19 protein-coding genes are annotated in these 19,465 nt (G+C 70.5%); 5 read left to right on the top strand and 14 right to left on the bottom strand.

Features of this window, described 5'->3' with window-relative positions; genetic code table 11:
* Positions 1-73: 73 nt before the first annotated feature.
* The 14 genes from BLW85_RS00985 to BLW85_RS00925 form a co-directional block, all read right to left on the bottom strand.
* Positions 74-2,221 (bottom strand): chromosome segregation protein ParM, encoded by a 2,148-nt coding sequence (locus tag BLW85_RS00985; protein WP_074990062.1) that lies wholly within the window; start codon positions 2,219-2,221, stop codon positions 74-76.
* An 80-nt stretch (positions 2,222-2,301) separates the two neighbouring features.
* Positions 2,302-2,718, bottom strand: coding sequence for a conjugal transfer protein TraB (locus BLW85_RS00980; RefSeq protein ID WP_074990061.1), 417 nt, complete (start codon positions 2,716-2,718; stop codon positions 2,302-2,304).
* A gap of 21 nt (positions 2,719-2,739) precedes the next feature.
* Complete coding sequence (locus tag BLW85_RS40525; RefSeq protein WP_279628559.1) at positions 2,740-4,893, bottom strand: ATP/GTP-binding protein; 2,154 nt, start codon at positions 4,891-4,893, stop codon at positions 2,740-2,742.
* A gap of 128 nt (positions 4,894-5,021) precedes the next feature.
* Positions 5,022-5,330: a hypothetical protein gene (locus tag BLW85_RS00970; protein ID WP_074990059.1), complete on the bottom strand. Its 309-nt coding sequence runs from the start codon at positions 5,328-5,330 to the stop codon at positions 5,022-5,024.
* Positions 5,327-5,803, bottom strand: coding sequence for a hypothetical protein (locus BLW85_RS00965; RefSeq protein ID WP_074990058.1), 477 nt, complete (start codon positions 5,801-5,803; stop codon positions 5,327-5,329). The genes BLW85_RS00970 and BLW85_RS00965 overlap by 4 nt, the downstream gene beginning before the upstream one ends.
* Before the next feature lie 129 nt (positions 5,804-5,932).
* The gene (locus tag BLW85_RS39120) at positions 5,933-6,100 is read right to left on the bottom strand and encodes a hypothetical protein (protein WP_167381344.1); all 168 of its coding nucleotides are present in this window, start codon (positions 6,098-6,100) and stop codon (positions 5,933-5,935) included.
* A 31-nt stretch (positions 6,101-6,131) separates the two neighbouring features.
* Complete coding sequence (locus BLW85_RS00960; RefSeq protein WP_074990057.1) at positions 6,132-8,039, bottom strand: DUF2637 domain-containing protein; 1,908 nt, start codon at positions 8,037-8,039, stop codon at positions 6,132-6,134.
* Between the two features lie 239 nt (positions 8,040-8,278).
* Positions 8,279-8,638, bottom strand: coding sequence for a hypothetical protein (locus BLW85_RS00955; RefSeq protein ID WP_074990056.1), 360 nt, complete (start codon positions 8,636-8,638; stop codon positions 8,279-8,281).
* A 116-nt stretch (positions 8,639-8,754) separates the two neighbouring features.
* Entirely contained in the window at positions 8,755-9,345 is a 591-nt protein-coding gene (locus BLW85_RS00950) for a DUF6197 family protein (RefSeq protein ID WP_244174774.1), read from the bottom strand.
* A gap of 13 nt (positions 9,346-9,358) precedes the next feature.
* Positions 9,359-9,541, bottom strand: a complete 183-nt coding sequence (locus BLW85_RS00945) for a hypothetical protein (protein ID WP_074990055.1) — start codon at positions 9,539-9,541, stop codon at positions 9,359-9,361.
* Positions 9,534-9,737 carry a hypothetical protein gene (locus BLW85_RS00940; protein WP_074990054.1) on the bottom strand — a complete coding sequence of 68 codons (204 nt, stop codon included), beginning with the start codon at positions 9,735-9,737 and terminating at the stop codon, positions 9,534-9,536. The genes BLW85_RS00945 and BLW85_RS00940 overlap by 8 nt, the downstream gene beginning before the upstream one ends.
* Before the next feature lie 100 nt (positions 9,738-9,837).
* The gene (locus BLW85_RS00935) at positions 9,838-10,179 is read right to left on the bottom strand and encodes a hypothetical protein (protein WP_143060393.1); all 342 of its coding nucleotides are present in this window, start codon (positions 10,177-10,179) and stop codon (positions 9,838-9,840) included.
* Positions 10,180-10,325: 146 nt separating this feature from the next.
* Positions 10,326-10,634: a WhiB family transcriptional regulator gene (locus BLW85_RS00930; RefSeq protein ID WP_079172192.1), complete on the bottom strand. Its 309-nt coding sequence runs from the start codon at positions 10,632-10,634 to the stop codon at positions 10,326-10,328.
* Positions 10,635-10,812: 178 nt separating this feature from the next.
* A complete protein-coding gene (locus BLW85_RS00925) occupies positions 10,813-11,607 on the bottom strand; it encodes a hypothetical protein (protein WP_244174773.1) in 795 nt (264 codons plus the stop codon).
* Between the two features lie 365 nt (positions 11,608-11,972).
* Between BLW85_RS00925 and BLW85_RS00920 the strand changes: the two genes are divergently transcribed.
* The 5 genes from BLW85_RS00920 to BLW85_RS00900 all read left to right on the top strand — a co-directional run bounded on the left by BLW85_RS00920 (position 11,973) and on the right by BLW85_RS00900 (position 18,748).
* Positions 11,973-13,292 carry a GNAT family N-acetyltransferase gene (locus tag BLW85_RS00920; RefSeq protein ID WP_074990051.1) on the top strand — a complete coding sequence of 440 codons (1,320 nt, stop codon included), beginning with the start codon at positions 11,973-11,975 and terminating at the stop codon, positions 13,290-13,292.
* A gap of 119 nt (positions 13,293-13,411) precedes the next feature.
* Positions 13,412-14,845 carry a helix-turn-helix domain-containing protein gene (locus BLW85_RS00915; RefSeq protein ID WP_074990050.1) on the top strand — a complete coding sequence of 478 codons (1,434 nt, stop codon included), beginning with the start codon at positions 13,412-13,414 and terminating at the stop codon, positions 14,843-14,845.
* Between the two features lie 4 nt (positions 14,846-14,849).
* Positions 14,850-15,530 (top strand): RibD family protein, encoded by a 681-nt coding sequence (locus tag BLW85_RS00910; protein WP_074990049.1) that lies wholly within the window; start codon positions 14,850-14,852, stop codon positions 15,528-15,530.
* A 1,046-nt stretch (positions 15,531-16,576) separates the two neighbouring features.
* Positions 16,577-18,088: a transcriptional regulator gene (locus tag BLW85_RS00905; RefSeq protein ID WP_208624800.1), complete on the top strand. Its 1,512-nt coding sequence runs from the start codon at positions 16,577-16,579 to the stop codon at positions 18,086-18,088.
* 9 nt (positions 18,089-18,097) lie between these two features.
* Positions 18,098-18,748 (top strand): DciA family protein, encoded by a 651-nt coding sequence (locus BLW85_RS00900; RefSeq protein ID WP_244174772.1) that lies wholly within the window; start codon positions 18,098-18,100, stop codon positions 18,746-18,748.
* Positions 18,749-19,465 lie beyond the last annotated feature (717 nt).

The following is a 19,465-nucleotide window of genomic DNA, read 5'->3' as shown; positions in this document are numbered from 1 at the left end:
TGGTGCTCCTTCGCGAGGGATCGGGTGGGGCTGGCCGCGCTCGGACAGGCCGGCCCAGGGGATAGGGGGGTGATCAGGCTTCGGTGAGGCTCTTGATGGCCTCCAGCGCCTGGCGGGGCGAGGCGACCTGCTCGGAGCGGCGGTTGCCGCTCTTGGAGCCGCGCCCGCCACCACCCTTGCCGCCGCCTCCGCCGCGCCGGCGGGAGCGGCCCTCGCCGTCGTCGTCCTCGTCGGGCTCGGGCCAGAACTCGCCGGGCCGCACGGGCTCGTTCCAGTCGAACCACAGGCCGCGCTTCTCCAGCTCGCTGATCTCGTAGTCGGTGAGCCGGTTGACCTCGTCGGGGAACAGCTCGGAGAGGTCGGTATCGAAGTCCGCGTACAGCGACCGCATGAGAACGGCACGGCCGTTGTCGAGGACGATGACCGCGACGCCACCGGTGGAGACGCCGTTCTCGGGGTCGGCCTCGCCGCGCATGGCCCGCTCGATCGCGGAGCCTTCGCTGCGGGAGTAGCGGGCCGGGATGGTCGGCACGTCGTACGGGTTCTCCATGGTGCCCTCCGCCGCCTTGCGGGTGGCGCCGGGCGAACCCATGTTGAAGATGACCGGGCGGCTGTTCTGCCGCAGGTTGTCCTTCATCTCGGTGGAGAACCCGTTGTGCGCGAACGGCGACTGCCCGGCCGGGTTGAAGCCGATGCCGTACTTCAGCCCGGTGACCGTGAGGTCCTCGCCGTCCTTCTGGATGAACTCTCCGAAGTCCCCGTCCTGCGCCGCGGTCATGAACTCATCCGCGTACACATTCAGCTGCCGGTAGGGGCAACGCGGGTCACCCGGCTTGTAGTCGTGCGGCTGGCCGTCGTGCGGCCAGGGCATCTCCGCCCTGATCTCGCACAGCGCCTTCGCGGCCCGCAGCTGGCGTGCCATCCACAGCGCGTTCGAGCCCTGCCGGTCGATGTACTTCCCGAGCACGGTGGTCTTCTCGTCCTTGCGGACGGTGGACAGCCACACCACCTGACCGGCCAGGGACTGGGCGGCCATGTTGATCGCGAAGAACTGCGTCTTGCCTGACCGGCTGACCCCGAGGGTCAGGCCGTGGGCCGCGGCGTTCTTGTCGTGCTGGAACACCATCGTCTTCACCGGCTGGCCGGTGATGGTGAACCCGCACACGTACATGCCCTTGGCGTCGGGGGTGAGCAGCTCACGCGTGGCGGCGAAGATCTGGCTCAGCGGCGGCTCGTCGAACGCGCTGATCAGGAACTCCGACCCGTCGATGAGGACGAACACGCACGAGTCGTCCTCGGGCAGCCCGAGCGCGCGGCAGACCTTGGCCAGGTCGATACGCGGCGTCTCAGTGGAATCGGTCATCCCCGCCCGGTAGAAGGTCACCCCCCGTGCCTCGTCACGGGTCTTGTGGACCAGCTCGGAGCCGGGCGCGCCACCCTTGGGTCCGCCGACCCGGTCGATCCAACGCTCCTGGGGCGTCGGCGCGGTGCGGCGCCGGGCGTTGGCCTCCGGGGTGATCCGGGCCTCCATCCAGCCGGGCCCGCCCTGCCGGCCGGGCTGGACCGGAACGTCCGCGAGGGTGACGTCAGCCGCGGGCACGCCGAACGCGGCGCCGACGGCTTCAGGGGACAGGCCGGTGATCGGCCTTCCGGTCTCCGAGGCGCGCAGCAGCAGGGTGAGGTCGACCCGCATGCCGGAGTGCCGGGTGGCCTTGACGACGCGGGTGCGGGCGGGCATCCCGGCGCGCTCCCACATCATCCGCGCCTCGCGGGTGAGCAGGTCGGCTCCGGCTCCGTCGTCCGGCTGCGCCACCGACGGCTCCAAAGCCGCGACGGCCACCGGCTGCGGGACCGGGGCGGCCAGAGCAGGACGGTGACGGCGGCGGGTGTGCCGGGAGAACGGCATCACCAGGTAGCCGGCCACCGCCCATCCGGCGGCAAGCAGTCCGTCCATCCAGTACGGCCCCCAGCCCAGGGTGTGCTTGGCGGCGACGTCGACGGCAGCGGCCAGGACCAGCGGCGCCCAGCGCAGGATCTTGCGTCCGGCGCCGGTCTCCTCACCCTTGGCGGCCAGGACGATGCCGCCGACCCCGGCGGCACCGGCCAGCTGCACCACCTGGTTGACGGGGCTGTCGGGGTAAAGGTTCGGAGCCACGGCCAGCACAGGCGCGGCGAGGGTGTAGGCGAGGCGTTCGAGCGCGACACTGCGCGGCGTGGACACCGGTGTCTCCTTCACAGAAGCAGGACGGGCGGCCCGCGGTTGCCGCAGGGCCGCCCGTGACGGGATGGGTGGGTGGGGGATCAGCGGGTGAGGAAGCCCGGCTTGGGGGTCTTCTCACGCCGGTTGGAGCGGATGTCGTCCAGCGCCCCGTACAGCTTGGAGTGGGTGCGCTTGGTCTGGTGGGTGAGATCGGCGGCCTCCTCGGCCGTCTCGTGAAGCTTCTTGACCTGGACGGCCGCGCCGCCCAGGGCGAGCGCGACGTTGTTGGTCAGCTCCACGAACTTCGGGTCCAGGCCGGCGTTGACGATGTCAACGGCGACGCCCTCCGTGCGGGTGGCGTTGGCCTGCATGCTGCGCCGCAGCGACTCCAGCTCGAGAGCGGCGTCGTCCATGGCCTTGCCCAGCCTGCCCAGCTTGGCCTGGACGGCCTTGTAACGGTTGTCGCCGTCGGCCGGCGCGGGCGCCGCGCTGCCGGTGTGCGGTGCGAGGTCACTCATCAGCGGGAGTCCTCCGAGCTGTTAGTCGTGGTGGGTGGCGGACGACGCGTAGGTCAGGCCCGCGTCCTCCTTGGCGTCCATGTCCTGGCCGTAGACGCGGGCGACCATGGCGGCCGCGAGCTTGGCGGCCTCCTTGGCCAGGCCGCACTCGATCGCGCACTGTTCGGCCTGGGACTTCATACGGGCCGCAGCGTCGGCGAGGTCGGTGATCAAGTCGGTGACCTGAGTGGAGACGTTGTGGTCACCGACCAGGTCGGTGGCCATGTCCCGCAGGGCATCGGCAACCTTGCCGAGCGCCTCCATGAGGGCCTCGGCCCGCTCCTGGTCGACGGCGGCCTGAATGGCGATGTTCGCCATCTCCATCAGGTACTCGTCGAACGTGATGTCCGTACGGTGCTGGACGGCCAGGCCGCTCTGCCCGGACGGCCTGCTGACTTCCGAGCTGCTCACGCTGCTCCCTTCCGTGCCGGTGGGTCGGCTGGTTCCGGGCCGGGCAGTGTGCTTCTCCGGCGCGGGCGGCAGGCCCTTCACGCCGGTCGTCACGGCCGCGGGCCTATCGGGGACGATGTCCGCGTCGACGATGTCGTCCTCGCCCGTGCCCTTGCCGTCGGTGCGCGGCGGGCGGCGGGGGCGATCGGGCCACTCCACCGTGGGAGGGTCCTGCGCGCCGAACGGGCTGCCTTCCGGGCGGCCACGTCGGCCGGCGCGCCCAGCACGCCCGGTGCGACCGGTGCGGCGGGCGCGTCCACGCCATCCGGCCGGTCCCGTCGCACCGCTGCGCCGACGCCGGAACCGACGCCGCTTCTTCGAGTCATCAGACGGCCTGTCACCGGCCTTTGAGCCCTTCCCCGGCTCATCGGACGACGGGACGTCCTTTGTCGCGCTGGAGGCCCCGTCAGGGCCGTCCTTGGCGGTCTTCTCGTCCTTGCCGTCGGTGCCCTTGCCCTTGGCGTCCTTGTCCTTGATCAGGCTGACCTTCTCAGTGCCCGCCTTCGCGTCCTTCGCGTCGGCGCGGCGCTTGTCGAAGCGCCGCTGGGCTTCCTCCGCGACGGCCCGGCCCAACGTGGTGCGGCCCGGCGTGGCCGACGCCGCGGCTTCCCGCTTCGCCTTCCGCGCCGCCTCCCGCTCCGCCTTCCTGGCCCGGCGGTACTCCCACGCCTGCTGCCGGTTGGCGCGGGCCTGGTCGCGGTCCTTGGTCCGGTCGGCGAGGCCGGCGGCGTGACCGGCACTGCGCCGCTCCTGCCGTCCGGCCTGCCGGGCCCCGGCGCGCTCCTGGCGGCTGCGGGCCCGCTCGGCACGGGCGCTGGACGCCGGGCCGTTCTGGCCCCGGCCGCCCCCGTCGCCCTTGGAGTTGCCGTTCTTGCCGGAGCCGCCAGAGCCCGTCTGAGAGCCTTTCGACCCCCCGGACGACCCGTTGCGACCGGAACTGGGTGTACGGCTGCCAGAGGGCCGGTCAGGGCCCTTCGCGCCGCCCTTGCCGCCACCGGCGGAGCCGGAACGCCCGTTGCTGCCGCCGGAGTTGGAGCGGTTCGGCCCGGGCCCGGAGACGTTGCGGGAGGCGCCGCTGCCGCCACCGCCGCGCGAGGGCCCTCCCCCGCCGCCGGCCTTCGATCGGCCCTTGTCCACCCCCAGGCCGGAGCCGGACGACCTCATGCGGTCGGCATCCGCCTTTCCGCGCGCCGCCGCCTTGTCTCCCTTCGCTTTCATCATCGCGGCATGGAGCTTTCCGTTCTGCTCCATCATCGCGACTTCCTGCGCGGTGCGGCCCTCCAGCAGTGCAGCCTTCCGCGCTATTTCAGCCTCACGGAAAGGTGCTTCACCCTCATGAAGCGCCCGCGCCCTTTCCAGCCGGAATTCAAGCCAGTCACCGAGACGGTCAGCGAGAGAACGCGGCTGAACGTATTCGCCTTCCAAATCGATATCCGCGTCATCTTCCGGATCGGGCGCCGTGATTCCCTCCGAACGCAGCGCCGTTGCCGGATCCGGTGCAGCCGGAATCACCGGAAGTTCCATCGTCGTCTCCTCCGGAGACTCCGGAGGAGCCTCCGGAATGTCTTCCGGCGGTGGAATGGTGTCGGCGAAATTCGGGATCGGTGGCGGTGCGAACGTGGAATCACCGCTCCAGGGGCCGCGGACCAGGGTTCCGCTGCCGGAGTCGTCGGACTCGTCGGACACGGTGCACCTCCCCTCCAGGGACTTGACAGACAGTGGGGTCTCGTGTGCACGCGCGTGCACGTGCACGTGTGCACGCTTTACGCGCGCGAGGCCCCGCCGGAGCCCGGCGGGACCTTCGTTGGTGACGCTCAGTTACGCGGGTCGTGCTGTTCCAGCACCTGGCTCGCGTACTGCATGAGGTGGTTCCACAGCCTCGCGTCGCCCTCGGCACGCTTGTCGATCGCGAGCTTGAAAAGGCGGCAGACGCTGGTGAACCCGGGAATGACGTCATTGCGTCCGGCTTTGACGTCCTTGGTGATTCGGGATCGAGTAACGCGGAGCCAGAATTCCATCCGGCCGATCTCACCGCGACGTTCGATCGCCTTGCGCTCCTCTTCCTTCAGCCAGTCGTTCCGCCCCTGAATGGAGCGTTCGATGCTGGTGAGGGGGCGCGTCACGCCGACTCCCTGGTACCCATGTCGTAAATCGACGTGGGGCCACCATAGCCGATATTCTGGCTTGACGCACCCTGCTGCGGCGGAGTCGGCGCGGCCTGGAGCGGCTGCGGGGTCTTCTTACGCTGCCTTTCCAGCTCCTTTTCCTTTCGCTTTCGGGCGGTATTTGCGACCGCCTCATCGTGGGCGCGGCGCTTGTAGGCGCCCTTTTCGAGGCCCTTGGTGACGGCCTCGACGTTCCTCAGGACGTCCTTGAACGCCCTTTCCACGGGCTGGGCGCGCAGCCAGGCGTCGTAGAACCGGTCGCCCTCGACGTGGGTGTCGCGGCAGTGGACGCGGATCTCCTGGGCGAGGGTCTCCAGGTTCCTGCCGATGTCCAGCAGGACCCGCTGAACGTCGGCCAGGTACCGGGCGGTTGCCTCCGGGTTCTGCGCGACATCGCGCAGAGGGGAGTAGTTCGGGTCGTTGCTGTTCACGGTGAGGATTCCCTCCTGGTGTACTGGTGGGGCTGTTGGCTGCTTCCGGCAGCGCACAGCGGAGGGCCAGCCCGATTCGAGCGGGCTGGCCCTCACTGGTGTGTGCCGGACGATGGAGCGGCTGGGGTGTCAGCGGGCGCGGCGCCGGCGCGGCAGCAGGTGCGGGTGGCACCACCAGCACTCGGGACCGTGCTCGTACGGGATGCGGTAGTGGACCAGCACGAACGGCGTGGCCAGCGCGATGACCAGGGTCACCAGGACGAGGACCACGCCGACCGCGTACATCGGGGTACTCATCTCGAACTCCTCACTTCGGCGAATACGCAGGTCACTGCTGGGGTCGGTAGCCGTCGGCGATGAGCGCGACGGCCTCCTGGCGGTACTTGGAGGCGGTGTCGGTGGACGACACGTCGAACTCGCGCTGGACGTCGGCGATCGAGACGACCCGGCACAGCTCGCGGTGGATCCCGTCGGCGTCCAGGCCGACGAACACCGCGCCGGCCGCGAATGCCATGCGCGCGACCTTGCGGACCGCCCGCTCGCGCGGCGTCAGCTTCGCGGCGTCCTCAATTTCGACCGCGCGCCGCTCGATTTCGGCAGCGGCCCGCCGCGTTTCGGCAGCAGCCCGCTCGGCTTCGGCGGCCTCCTTCTGCGAGCGCGCGATCTCGGCGAGCGCGACCGCCTTGAGGCGCTCCTCCTCCGCCTTCTTGCAGTCGGCTTCGGCAGCAGCGCGCCGCGTTTCGGCGGCGGCCTTCTCCCTTTCGGCAGCGGCCCGGTCCGCTTCGGCGGCAGCCCTGCGGGCTTCGGCGATGGTCTGGGTCTCGATGGCCTGTGCCTCCGCCTCGGCGATGCGGTCGGCCTCCGCCGCCTCCTTCCGCTTCTGGGCTGCCTGGCGCTCCAGCTCGGCCGCCTCCAGGTCCGCGGCCGCCGCATTCCGGCGTGCCAGCGCAATCCGTTCGGTCTCGATCGCCCTGGCCTCAGCTGCCGCGACCTTGTCGGCCTCGGCCGCCGCCTTGCGCTGCTCGGCTGCCTGGCGCTCGAGCTCGGCCTTCTCCAGGTCAGCGGCGGCTGCCGCCCTGCGTTCCTGGGCCGCCTTCCGGTCCGCCTCGGCCTCTCGGGCGCGGGCTTCGGCGACCACGGCGTTGTCGAGGGCCTGCTGCTCCAGCTCAGCGGCCCGTTCTGCGGCGCTGACCTGGGCCCGGGCATGGGCGCGGGCCTGGCCGGTCTGGCCGTCGACCTCCGCCTGGACCAGCTCCACCCTGCCCTTGGCGCGCAGCCGCTCCGCCTCGGACTCCGCCTTGGCGACCTCACTGCGCGTCTCGGCGTCCAGGCGCCGGCGCTCGGCTTCTTCCGCTCGCTCCTGGGCTGCCTGTTCCTGCTCGTCGGGCATGGCCAGGGCCTGGTCGACGGTGTAGCCGTAGGGGGCCATCTTCATCGGCAGCAGCTCGTCCTCGCTGGCCTTGGAGATGTCGCCCTTGTACTTGCGCTTGAGCCACTGCTCGTACGCGATGAGCTGCTGGTCACGGCGGATCATCTCCGGGTAGGAGGTGACGCCCCACAGCCGCATCCGTCGGAAGATCCGGGCCGTCGCCACGGGGGCGAGCACCCATCGCAGCCACGGGATCGAGTCCCGTTCGGCCTGCTCAGGGCGGACAACGCGGTCGATCGCGGTACGCCCGAGCTCCACCACCGTGATGAAGAGGACCGGGACGACGCCGTGGGCGCCGGCGGCAACGTAGTCGAGCAGCGTCCAGGACCCTGCCGGGGCTCCGGACGCGGCGTTGAGGACGACCGTCGCGCCGGTCAGCAGCCACACCGGGTAGCGGATCCAGCTGATGGGGCGCTTGAGCCAGGCCATCAGCAGGTCGACCGCGATCATGACCATGATGCCGACGTCGACGCCGACCGCGAACAGCTGGCCCTGGGCGAGCGAGCCGAAGCGCAGCTCCTCGTGGGCGAACTGGGCGACGTGCTCGAAGGACAGGTACAGGCCGATGCCCGCGAGGGCGAGCGCGGCGGCGACGATCGCTCCGGCCGTCCACTTCTGGGTACCGGTCAGCCTCGCCGAGGAAGGCTTCGTTCCGGTTCCGCTTTCCGTCTCCGAAACGAACGCCGCCGTCTCCGAAACGGTGCCGGGCGGCTGCGAAACCGGCTTGGGCGTCCCCGAAACGGCGGCCGGTGAAGCCGAGTCGGGGTCGGGTTCAGCCGCGGATCGCGGCCAGTCGGTGAGCGTCATGTGGGGCCTCCGAGAGGGTCGTTCAGAGCGTGCGCGAAACGGCGGGGCTGCTCCCGAAACGCGGCGGCGCGTTCCCGAAGCGGCGGTCGGCGCGGTCGGTTGATCACGAAACTGGCACCGGCTCTACCCGCTCCGCGCGCACGAAAAGGCCGGCAGCCCGGGAGGCGGGCGGCCGTACTCGCGAAGCAGCGCAGGGCGGGCACGAAACTGGATGCGGCTCCCGCCGGGCGGGCGCGAAATCAGCTCGCGGGGAACTGCGCGCCATGCCGGATGAGGTCGGCGGTGGTGATGCCGAAGTGGCGGCACCGGTCGATCAGCGGCCGGAGCCTGTCACTGTCGGCGCGTGTCTCCGGCGAGCCGACGCCGTAGCGCTTCTGCGTGGCGAACAGCTCGTTTAGCGCGGCCGCGGTGCGGGCGGCGTGCCGCTCGAAGCGGCCCTCGCCCACCCACTCCTCCGCGATGACGTGGAGGGTGGTACGCCAGCTGCCGTCGTACTCCTCCGGGTCGATCGGCGGGATGTCGCTGCCGAAGATCGCGAAAGCAGCGGCCTGAGCAGTGGCCTCCGTGCCGGGCTGGAGCGGGGTCATCGTCGTGGCCATGAGGGCCTCCCTCGACTGTCGGTCCGGGCTGTCCGGCTCCCCTGGACCGCGCCCGGCCCAGCCACCGCGCGGGAGCGGGGCTGGTCCGGGCGGGTCAGGCAGCCGTCAGACGCGGGTCAGACCGTCTGCCCGGCGGCGGGCCCGTAGGTACGGGCGAACGCGGCGCCGGCGGCCAGCAGCGCGGTGATGTCCGCGTGGGTACGATGCTGGCGCTCCGACCACGCCGCGGCGCGGGCCGCTTCCGATCCGGTGTGGGCCTGGATCACCCGGTCCAGGACACAGCCCGCCACGACCGCGGTGTCCGTGTCACCGTGGCTGCCGTCCTCACCGACGTGGCGCAGGGCGGCGGACAGGGTCCGCTGCGGCCGGGCACCGCTCCCGCTCTCGCTCTCCTCGCGGATGAAGCGCAGCAGCACGCGGAGCATTTCCTTGACCGTCATGGAGTCGTCGTCGGCGGGGACGTCCACGCCGCCGGTCAACCAGTCCTGGCTGTAGTCGTAGACGCGGATCCAGCCGTCCTTCTCCAGCAGGACGCTGGTGGCTTCCAGGTGGCGGGCTACGGACTCGCCGGTGGACTCCTCGCCGGACGGGCCGGTCCAGACCGGGAGGTAGGAGTCGGCGGCGAGCTCGGCCGCCTTGGCCAGTGTGGCGTCGGTGAACACCACCGTGGTCGTCGCAGCGGTCTGGGCGGGCGCGAGCATGGTCATGAGGGGTCTCCTCTCAGCGCGTGCGGCGCTGCTTGAGTCGGGTGAGGTAGGCGTCCTGCAGCCGGGCGAAGGTGACAAACAGCCGCTTGCCGTCCCGGCAGTCAGGGGTGTTGCGAGTGCAGTCGCCGCAGGACGCGGAATGCGTCTGATAGGCGCGGTGTGCTGCCTGGTAGCGCTGGTACAGGTCGTCAGGCACGGACCCGTCTCTCCTGGTGGTGCCGGCGGGCGGAGTGCAGGTCGGTGACGCGGTGCCCTGCGTCCCACGCGGCCGCGGCCGCAAGCGCGGCGGCAGCCAGCAGCAGACGTGCCAGGGGATGCGCGGGACCGACCGCGAGCGCGGCCCGGGCGGCGCGGTGCTGCGCCGCCCGGGCCGCGTCTATGAGCGGGGTCACTTCGGGCGCTTCTCCGACTGGCCGTTGACCTCGCGGACCTTGCGCGACAGCTCGTCGCGCTCCTTGTCGTCCAGGGCCAGGGCGGGGACGCGGTCGCGCATCAGGCCACCGCCGCCCCGGCCGCGCGGGCACGGCCCTGGGCGCAGGTGCACGTCCAGTTCCCGCACAGGCCGCAGGCGTCCTGCTCCTCCTCGTACAGCCCGGCCAGGCGGGCCCGCATCTCGGCGACCGTGCGCGCCGCGCGGCGCTCGGCGGGGATCGCGGCGTCCTGGGCGCGGACGACGGCCAGGAGGTGAGCGCCGAGCGCGGCACCCGGCTCGACGCCGCGCGGCCGGCTGGGCGGGCGGGTGCGGTGGGAGTTGATGGCGTTCAGGACCCGTGCGAACCGGTCGTCCCTCTGTGGCGCCCGGGGAACCGGGCGTGTGATCATCGTCGTGTTCAAGAGAGATTCTCGCTTTCTTGATCACGGACAGCCCCGGACCTCTGACCTTCCGGGGCTGTCCTCTTCGGCTGGCCGGTCGGCCTGCCGCGGCCCGTCTCCCGCCCTTGTTCTGCTCTGGTGGGCGGGAGACGGACCGTGGCAGGCCGTCAGGCCTTGGTGCGGTTGCGGGCGGCGCGGCGCTTGATGCGGCGGCGGTCGCCCTCGCTCATGCCACCCCAGACGCCGTGGGCCTCACCCATCTCCAAGGCCCAGGAGGCGCAGCGCTCCAGCACCGGGCACCTGCGGCACACCGCTTTCGCCTCCTCGATCTGCAGGAGCGCCGGGCCGGTGTTGCCGATGGGGAAGAACAGGTCGGGGTCCTCCCGTGTACAGGCGCCGTACTCGCGCCAGTTGGTGTTGACCGGCAGGTCGGCGGAGGGGGCGTAGCTGGTGCGTACGATGGAGGTGCGATTCATCAGGGCCTCCCAAAAGGTCAGTACGCAACAGCCCCGGGGCGGCCACCCCGGGGCTGTTGCATGTTGTGGCGGCCGAACCGGCCGGGGGTGAGCTGCTTCGGCTGCTCGTACGAGCAGCCACGGCCCCGGCCTCCCTTTTGCGGGGTGGCCGGGGCTGTGGTCGTTCGTCCGGAGCAGGTCAGCTCGCGCGGCGCTCGGGGTGCAGCGTCGTGATCGGCACCGGCCGTGCACCGAGCGGCGTGTCACCGTTGGGCAGTTGCGCACGGCGGGTGTCGGCGTCCTTCACCTTCGGGAGGACCGCCGCCCACTCGGATGTCCGCTTGGCGGGGGCAGCCGCGGCGTACCGGCGGTCGAAGCGCCGGCGTTCCCGGGCGAAGAACTCGCGGACGACCCGCCGCTTGGGCTCCTGGCGGTGCAGTCGAAGGAAGGTGACGGCCAGGCGTTCACCGTCGCGGCAGGGCAGTGGCTGTCCGTCGCGGCCGGCGACCTCGCCCTTGCAGGCCAGGCACCGCTGCTGGTGCTGGCGGAAAGCCCGGCGGACCTGTTCCGCGCTGAGCGGGGCGGGCGTGATCTGGCTGGCGGCCGGGGCGGGCTTCACCTTCGGCTTCGGCAGCACCTTGGTGGCGCGGCGGGAGGCGGTGGTCGGAACCGCCTCGATCAGCGTCGTACGCCAGGCGTCGACCTCGACGTCGATGGTGACCTGGCGGTTGGTGCCAGCCGTGCAGCGGCGCGGTTCGGCGGTGTTGGCTCGGCCGGTGTGGTGGGGGGCCAGCTTCGGCGTGCCCAGCATGCCGGTGATCGGGACCCAGGTGGAGCAGTCGGGGCAGACCATGTGCTCCTTGCCAGGGGTCAGGTCGATCTGGTTGGCCTTGAGGCCCGAAGCGATGATCGGTGGTCGGCTGTTGACGTTCGGGGTGCGGGTCTTGCGGCGGCGCTTGCGGGCCTTCTGCATGGCGGGCGTCGTGGTCGTCATTGGGGACTCCTCGTGATCGGAGGGACGGGGCGTGTCGCGGTGCTCTCTCCGCCCGCCAGGCCGCACGGGTCGGCCCCGGCGTCCTGATGGACGGACAGCGCATCTGCGCTGCGACGTGCAACGCGGGAGCCACACCAGCCAGAGGACTGGTCCGGGGGATTTGGTGGAGCTATCAACCCCGGCCCTCCCCATGAGGGGAAGGGGCTTCCTGCGATCTTGCAAATGGTCAAGCAACTGGGCATTTAGCTAGTAGGCTTAGATTGACTACTCAATGCCCGACGCAATGAAGCATGCACGCTGCGCGACGTGGGGTCAAGTCCTTCGGCTAGATTGACTAGTCATTCCCTGGCATGTAGACATCTCCCATGGCAGTCAGCGGCAGGGCACGGGCCCTCTACCAGCGCATCGCGGACAAGATCCGTGCCCAGATCACAGACGGGACCCTGGCCCCGGGTGATCGCCTGCCCACGGAGGCCGAGATTGCCTCCGAGTGGGACACCACTCGATCGACCGCCGTCCAGGGACTGAAAGTACTGGTCAACGAGGGCCTCATCATCAGCGACCGCCCTCGCGGCTACTTCGTCCGCAGCAAGAGGCCGATGGTCTACAGGCCACAGGGCGAGTTCCGGAAGCGGCCGCTGAGCCCGGAGATGGATCAGTTCCTCACCCAGATGTCCGAGGAAGGCCGGGAGGCCAGCCAGCACATCGAGGTGAAGGTGGAGGCTCCGTCGCGTCAGGTCCGTGAGCGTCTCCAGCTCCGCGAGGGCGAACTGGTCGTTGTCCGCCGACGCGTCCGCTTCATCGACGGCATCCCGTACAACACGAACGACAGCCACTTCCCGCTGTCCCTGGTCCAGAACAGCGAGATCATGAACCCGGACGACATCGCACGAGGTGCGAACGTCGTCCTGTCCGAGCTGGGCTACGAGCAAGTCCGCGCCCTCGATGAGTTCCACGTCCGCATGCCGACCCCTGAGGAAGCCGACCGGCTGCAACTTGGCCCCGGTACGCCTGTCGCAGTGCATCTGTGCACGGGCTACACGAGGGAGGGAGAACCCGTCCGCGCCGTGGTCAATGTCCTGCCCGGCGACCGCCACGTCATCACGTACGAGCGCAGCCGACCGCAGCTCGAAGGCGCGCCGACCATCCGTCAGGCCACCGAGACGGACCTGCGCACGGTCACCGGCCTGTGGGAGCACGCCGCATCGTGGCTCAACAAGCGCGGGATCGATCAGTGGCAGTACCCGCCGCGCGAGGACCGTATCAAGACGAACATCGAGGCCGGCGAATGCTGGATCGTCGAAGCAGACGGGGCCCCCGTGGCGACCATCACGCTCGACGAGCACGCCGACGCCGATTTCTGGAGCCCCGCCGAGGCCGCTGAACCCGCCCTCTACGTACACCGCATGGTCGTACGCCGTGACGTCGCGGGCCTGGACCTCGGATCGGCCATGCTCGACTGGGCTGGACAGCAGGCCCTGAGTCAGGGCAAGGAGCTGCTGCGCCTTGACGCGTGGCGTTCCAACGAAGCGTTGCAGCAGTACTACGCCGACCGCGGCTTCACGCACGTACGAACCGTAGAGGCCGACGGGCGCAGTAGCGGTGCCCTGTTCCAGCGCCCGGCCAACTACGCCCGAGGCACCGGACCGGTGCTTGAGACGGCAGCGTCGGATACCAAGCACTAGCATCACCCCCTCGCTGGACTCGAACCGCCATTTCGGTTCTAGCCCGCGGGGAGCCACCGGTTCCATAACTGCCATGTGGCCGGGCGAAATGGCCACATCAGCCACAGGATTGAGGCGGGATGGCACAGAAACCACGGGAGCTGACGCCCTGGTTGTCCCCCCTGCATAACTGGGGTTACGAACTGCGGCAGCTACGTCAGACGCGTGGACTGACCCTGCGCGGCCTGGCCGAGCGAGCACGGATCGACCACAGCCACCTGGGGCGATTCGAGCGCGCTGAGCGGAAGGCTGACCGAGCGCAGGCCGCGCTCCTGGACCAGGTGCTGGGCGCCAACGGGATGCTCTTCCGGCTGTGGGAGCGGATCGACGACGATCGTTGCCATGTGGCCAATTCGCCGGCTTATGTGGCCAAGTCGTCTGTGGATCTGGCCCTGGCCTTACCGGACGAGGCAGCGTCGGACGGTGAAGGGATCTCTGTCCCCTGTCGTCTAGCTGATGGGTCGGTGGTTTGGGTGGCTCTGGATCGGCGTGCGCTGCTGCGCGCGGGGGTGGGGCTGGGAGCCGCTGCGACGGTCGGCGTCGGTTCGCCGGCGTCCGCGGATTCACGCTCGGTACCGGGGCTGGTTCGCAAGGCGCGGGCCGCGTCGGCGTACGGCTCGACGCCGGTGGAGCACCTGCGCCGCACGCGCCGGGTGCTGATCGACACCGACAACCTGCTCGGGCCCCGGCGTGCGGTCAGCGCAGTGCGCGACCACATCGAGGTCATCCAGGTGCTCCGACGCGACGCCAAGGGCGTCGACCGGCATGACCTCATGGAGCTGCAGACCCAGTACGGCGAACTCCTGTCCTGGCTCTACCAGGACCTGGGCAACCCGAAGGCGGCGTCGTACTGGCTGGACCGGGCGATGCAGTGGTCGCAGACGGTCGGCGACGGCGACCTGAGCACGTATGTCATGGCCCGCAAGGCCCAGCTGGCCGGCGACACCGGAGATCTGGTCGATGTGGTCGACCTCGCCGAAGCCGCCCAGCGGATGGCGCGGCCACGCAGCCGACTCGCCGCCGTCGCGCGCACGTACGAGGCCTACGGGCACGCGCTGCGCGGTGATGCTGACGAGAGCGAGCGGGCGATCGACGACGTCCGCAACGTCCTCGATGGCGCCGCCGCCGACCCCACCCCGTGGGGTGTGTGGCTGACCGCGTCGTACGTGGAGATTCACCGCGCCCAGGGCCTGGAGGCTCTGGGCAAGCACGCCCAGGCCGCGGAGGCGTTCGCCGCCGCGATCCGGATGATGCCCGACGGCTACCACCGCGACCGCGGCGTCTACATGGCTCGGCAGGCCGTTGCGCTGGCCGGTGCCCGCGCCCCGGAGCAGGCCGCCACCATCGGGATGCACGCGCTGACCGTGGCGGAGGACACCGGCTCCGGCCGCATCACCAACGAGCTCGCCCGCCTCGACAAGGCCCTGATCCCCTGGCAGCGCGAGCCGGTCGTAGATGAGTTCCGCGCCGCCTTCGACTCCACCCTCGTACACGAGACTGAAACGGAAGCCTGAGCAGATGACTGCCCGCCCGTACGTTCTGCTGTCCGCCGCCATGTCGGTCGACGGCTACCTGGACGACACCAGCCCCGAGCGGCTGCTGCTCTCCAACGCTGAGGACTTCGACCGCGTGGACGAGGTGCGTGCCTCCTGCGACGCGATCCTGATCGGCGCGACGACCATGCGGAAGGACAACCCGAGGCTGCTGGTCAACTCCGAGGAGCGCCGCGCGAAGCGGCTCGCGGAGGGTCGGTCGGAGTACCCGCTGAAGGTGACGGTGACGGCCTCCGGCGACCTCGACGCTGACCTGAAGTTCTGGCACTTTGGGGATCAGAAGCTCGTCTTCACGGTCGACTCCGCTGTCGACAAGGTGAAGGCGACCCTCGGGGACCTCGCTGACGTGGTCAGCCTCGGCCCCGAGCTTAACTGGGGCTTGGTCCTGGACGAGCTGGGGCGCCGTGGAGTCGGCCGACTCATGGTGGAGGGCGGCGGCACAATCCACACCCAGCTCATGTCCCAGAACCTGGCCGACGAGGTCCACATCGCCGTCGCCCCGCTGCTGGTGGGGCAGGCTGGCGCCCCGAAGTTTCTGGGCACCGCCGACTACCCGGGCGGGTCGACCGCCCGTATGCGGCTGCTGGAGACCCACGCGATCGGCGACGTCGTGCTGCTGCGCTACGCCCCGAAGGATCGGGGCTGATGTACACGCCCGACCGAGACCAGGACATCCGCTGGATACAACGCGTGATCGATCTTGCCGCGCTGTGCCTCCGGCCGCGGGCTCCTACTCGGTCGGCGCAGTCATCGTCGGTGAGGACGGCCCCAAGCTGGCGCCCGGATCTGTCTAGCCCATACCTCAGCGCGTTGTGGTGACGACACGTCACGCACAGGTGTGCTGTGCGGATCTCGGGAACGGTAGAGTGACCAACAGCGTTGATCAAAAAAGAAGTGGCCCCGTCGACCGGCCTTGGCAAGCCGGGAGGGGCCACGGGCCGACGGACTTTGTGGAAGGAGTCCGAAGGCCTGCCGAGCACCCTTTTCGCGTGAAGGAAGGTGCCGACGTGATCAGGGTACCCGTACCCATCACCGGACACACAGCACCCCGCCGTGGGGTCAGTAGCCATGCCGGCCGCTGGTCCGTCGACGGGGCGTTCGTGATGTCTCAGACGTCCCACACCCCTATTGAGGGGGCGGTTATGACGTAAGTCTTCAGGGGCGGCGCCTGCTCGGCAGGACTTCTGGCCGCCCCGGGCTTCGGTTCACCGGTGATTGCCGTCACCAGGACCTGAGCCCACCTGCTCTCCTCGAGGTTGCCGCCTCTTGGAGGAGCTGCCCGCCCCGGTGCCACCCGGCTGCGAGCGGTTCGAACTCGGTTCTCCCAGAACCCGAAGCACCGCGAAGGGGCTTCGTCATGCCGTGAGGCAAGCCCCTCGACACAGGAGTCATTGTGCATGACCATCCTGCGGGGCGCCAGCTTCGGCATGCCCGCATATACCCGCCATACCACGCAGACCAGCCACATCGCCGTCTGACCGTAGCTGACATCACGTCGTGCGCCGGTCCGACGAGCGCTACCACTGCGGCCAAGCGCCCTGTTCCGTGTGACGGGACCAATTCCAATGTTCTTAACCGCCTGACGGGAGCGCCGGGAGTAATCGGGGCTCGGCGGGCTCCTTCCACAGGCCGTCACGTGCAGGGTCGGCGGGTGGATCAGGAAACGCGCGTCTCTCCGGCCGGGGTGGGCCGATGAGCAGCGTGGCGGCACCGGCCGCCGTGCTACTCCCTTCTCCGCGTCCGTCGGTCGACGACGAGGGCGTCTCCGTGCTGCCCGGTCTCTACGTGCCGGAGGCAAGCCAGTGGCTGTCGACGTCGTCGAGTCGGATCGCGGGCGACGGCTACTCCTGGATGCAGGCGGTCCACTGGGTAGCCGGGTCCGGGCTCTACAAGCCGCGGCGGCACCGCTCGCACGGCCCTCGCTCCTTCGGGCCGACGACCGTGCGCGTCGCCCAGGAGCTCGCGCAGCTCTTTCCGTGCCGTCCGGGCATCGAGTACCTGGTGCGCCGGACCGGGCTGTCGGAGCGGTCGGTGGAATACCACCTGGCGATGCTGCGGGAGGCGGGGCTGCTCGCGTGGATCGTCAAGGGCACACGGGTGTCCGGCGGCCCGGCGCAGGCCAGCGAGTTCGCGCGGATGATCCCGGTGGAGTTCGATGCCGCGCTGGGGATCCGCACGGTGCAGCGCGATGCCGATGCTCCGGCGTACACGCGGGCGGTGTCCGGGATCGCGGAGGCCGGCCGGGAGCTGATGGCGAAGCTGGCGAAGAAGGCGGCCCGGAAGGTGCGCAAGCCGCGTTCGAAGACGTCGTCGAAGGCCCGGGCGAAGGCCTCGGTGAGGGGCGCTGAGCAGGGGCGTGTGACGGCTGTTTCGGATGAGGTCCGTTGCACCCCAATGCAGGTCGGTACCTCAACTGTTTCTTCTGCGGGTGGTACTTCCCTCCCCCCTGAGAGCAAGCTCGCAAGCGGGGCCAGCAAGTCCCCCACCCCGAAGAAGTCCAAGGCGAAGGCCGGCGGCCGCCGGAAGCTGAACGCAGTGGGCCGTCGCTTCCAGCTGGCGAGGGAGCTCACCCAGGAGCTCGGGTGGCTGCGCGGGTGCTCGGTGCCCCGGATCGCCTGGGTGGCCCGGAACGTGGCCGATGCCGGATGGACCGTGACCGACGTCCGCGCCTGGCTGCACTTCCGCGGCGAGGCAGCCCACGTCCGTCGGGGCTCCGGCCTGCTCGCCGTGTTGCTCTCAGGCGGGGAGAACATCCTCGATACCCCCGCCAAGCGCGCCGACGCGATCGAGCGGTGGCGCGGCGCCCTCGAGGCCGCCCGCCGTGACCGTATCCGGCAGGTCCGTGCCGAGCGGGAGCGGTTCGAGGGCGACTGGCAGGCCCCCAGCAGCCGCGCCGTCACGCGCCAGGTGGCGCGGGCAATCGCCTACGTCCACGAGGCGGCCAACGGCGGCCACCGCCAGGCCCAAGCCCCTAGCACGGATGACCGGTACGAGGACTTGGGGCTGGCTGACCCGCAGTTTGAGCAGATGCGTGCGCAGGCGCGAGGTGAGCTCATGCGGGGCGTGACCGACCTGATCGATCTGGCGGTCGACTCCATGGGCCGCGAGGCAGCCGAACGCATCTACGGCGCGGACATGATGCGCCGTGCCCGCCAGCTGGCCAGTACCGCCCGCAGCTCGCACACGACCATCACCCACCGGTAGGAGGCCCAGATGACCGACACCACCCGCATCGAGCGGGCTGGCGCAGACGGCCCGGAGCTGTCGGGCGTCGACCTCGCACGGGTCGCGCTGCGCTCCGCTCGGGAGGCTGCCCGTAAACGCGGCGACAGCGAGGCCGCGATGCCGCGCCGCCGCACCCAGCGTGCCGTGAAGCGCGACGGCCGCGAGCCGACCGGGTTCGCCGCCGTGCTTCAGGGCCTGATGACGGAGCGCGCCTGGGCCATTCCGGCTGCCGGCGGCAGCGTCTTGGACCGCTGGACGGACATCGCGGCCGCGGTCTCGCCCCGGATGCCCGAGCATGTCCAGGCCGTCGCGTTCCACCCCGAGTCCGGACAGCTGGACCTGCGCCCCGACTCGCCTGCATACGCCACGCAGCTGCGGCTGATCACCGCCCGGATCATCGCCACGGTGAATCAGGAAGTCGGGACCGACGCTGTTCGCACCATCCGCGTCCTGGCCGCCGGCGCCACGCCCGAACCCCCCGCGGTGAAGCCCGCCCCGCAGACCGCGGCCGCGCCCCAGACACCGCTGAAGACCCGCGAGATGGCCTGCCACGGCTACCACCAGGCGCTCGCCGCTCACCAAGCAGCACGGCCTGACAGGCACGCAGACCTGCCTAGCCAGAAGGCGATCGAGTCATAGACCCGCGCCCTGCGCGCGCTCAGCCGGCTCGCCTTCCCCGACCCGGACCCCGACGACCAGCCCGGCCCGATCGAAGCCGTCCGCGTACAGCGGCGCCGCCAGGCAGCAGCCGCCGAAGCGGCTGCGCTGCGCCGGGCCCGGGCCGAACGCGCTCAACGGGCCGACTGCGAATCATCAGTCGCGCAGCTGCCGGTAGCGCGGCGCACGGCGTAAATGCGCAGATCGGTCGCATTGCCGGTGGGGATCGCTGGGTCCTGCACTGGGCCCGTACAAAACACGCGCCACGAGAGCGGGAGTCACCCGGGCGAAAAGCCGAGCCCTGGCGGTCCGCAACCGAGGTAAAGCAGAATGACTTGACCACCGGACAACACCGCAGGTCACGAAGTGTCGTCCCCGCGCCCGCGGGGGTAGTTCCTCCCGGCTGCACGCACTGACCGTGGGCGCCGCGTCGTCCCCGCGCCCGCGGGGGTAGTTCTCTACGCCTCCAACGGACCGAGTCCGCTGGACTGTCGTCCCCGCGCCCGCGGGGGTAGTTCCTCCAGGCGCGACGGGCCTGGTTGGCCCGACCGGTCGTCCCCGCGCTCGCGGGGGTAGCTCCCGCACGGCACCATCGACGCCGTCAGCTCCAGGAGGCGCTGCGCCGCATGAGCGCGCGCGGCGACGGCCCGGTGGTCGACCTGGGGACCGGCGCAGTCGTCGCCCGGGACGGCCGCCTCG

The organism is Streptomyces misionensis (assembly GCF_900104815.1).
Taxonomy (GTDB): domain Bacteria; phylum Actinomycetota; class Actinomycetes; order Streptomycetales; family Streptomycetaceae; genus Streptomyces; species Streptomyces misionensis.
Note: the sequence above shows the minus strand (reverse complement) of the source record. Positions and strands in the feature narration are given on the sequence as shown.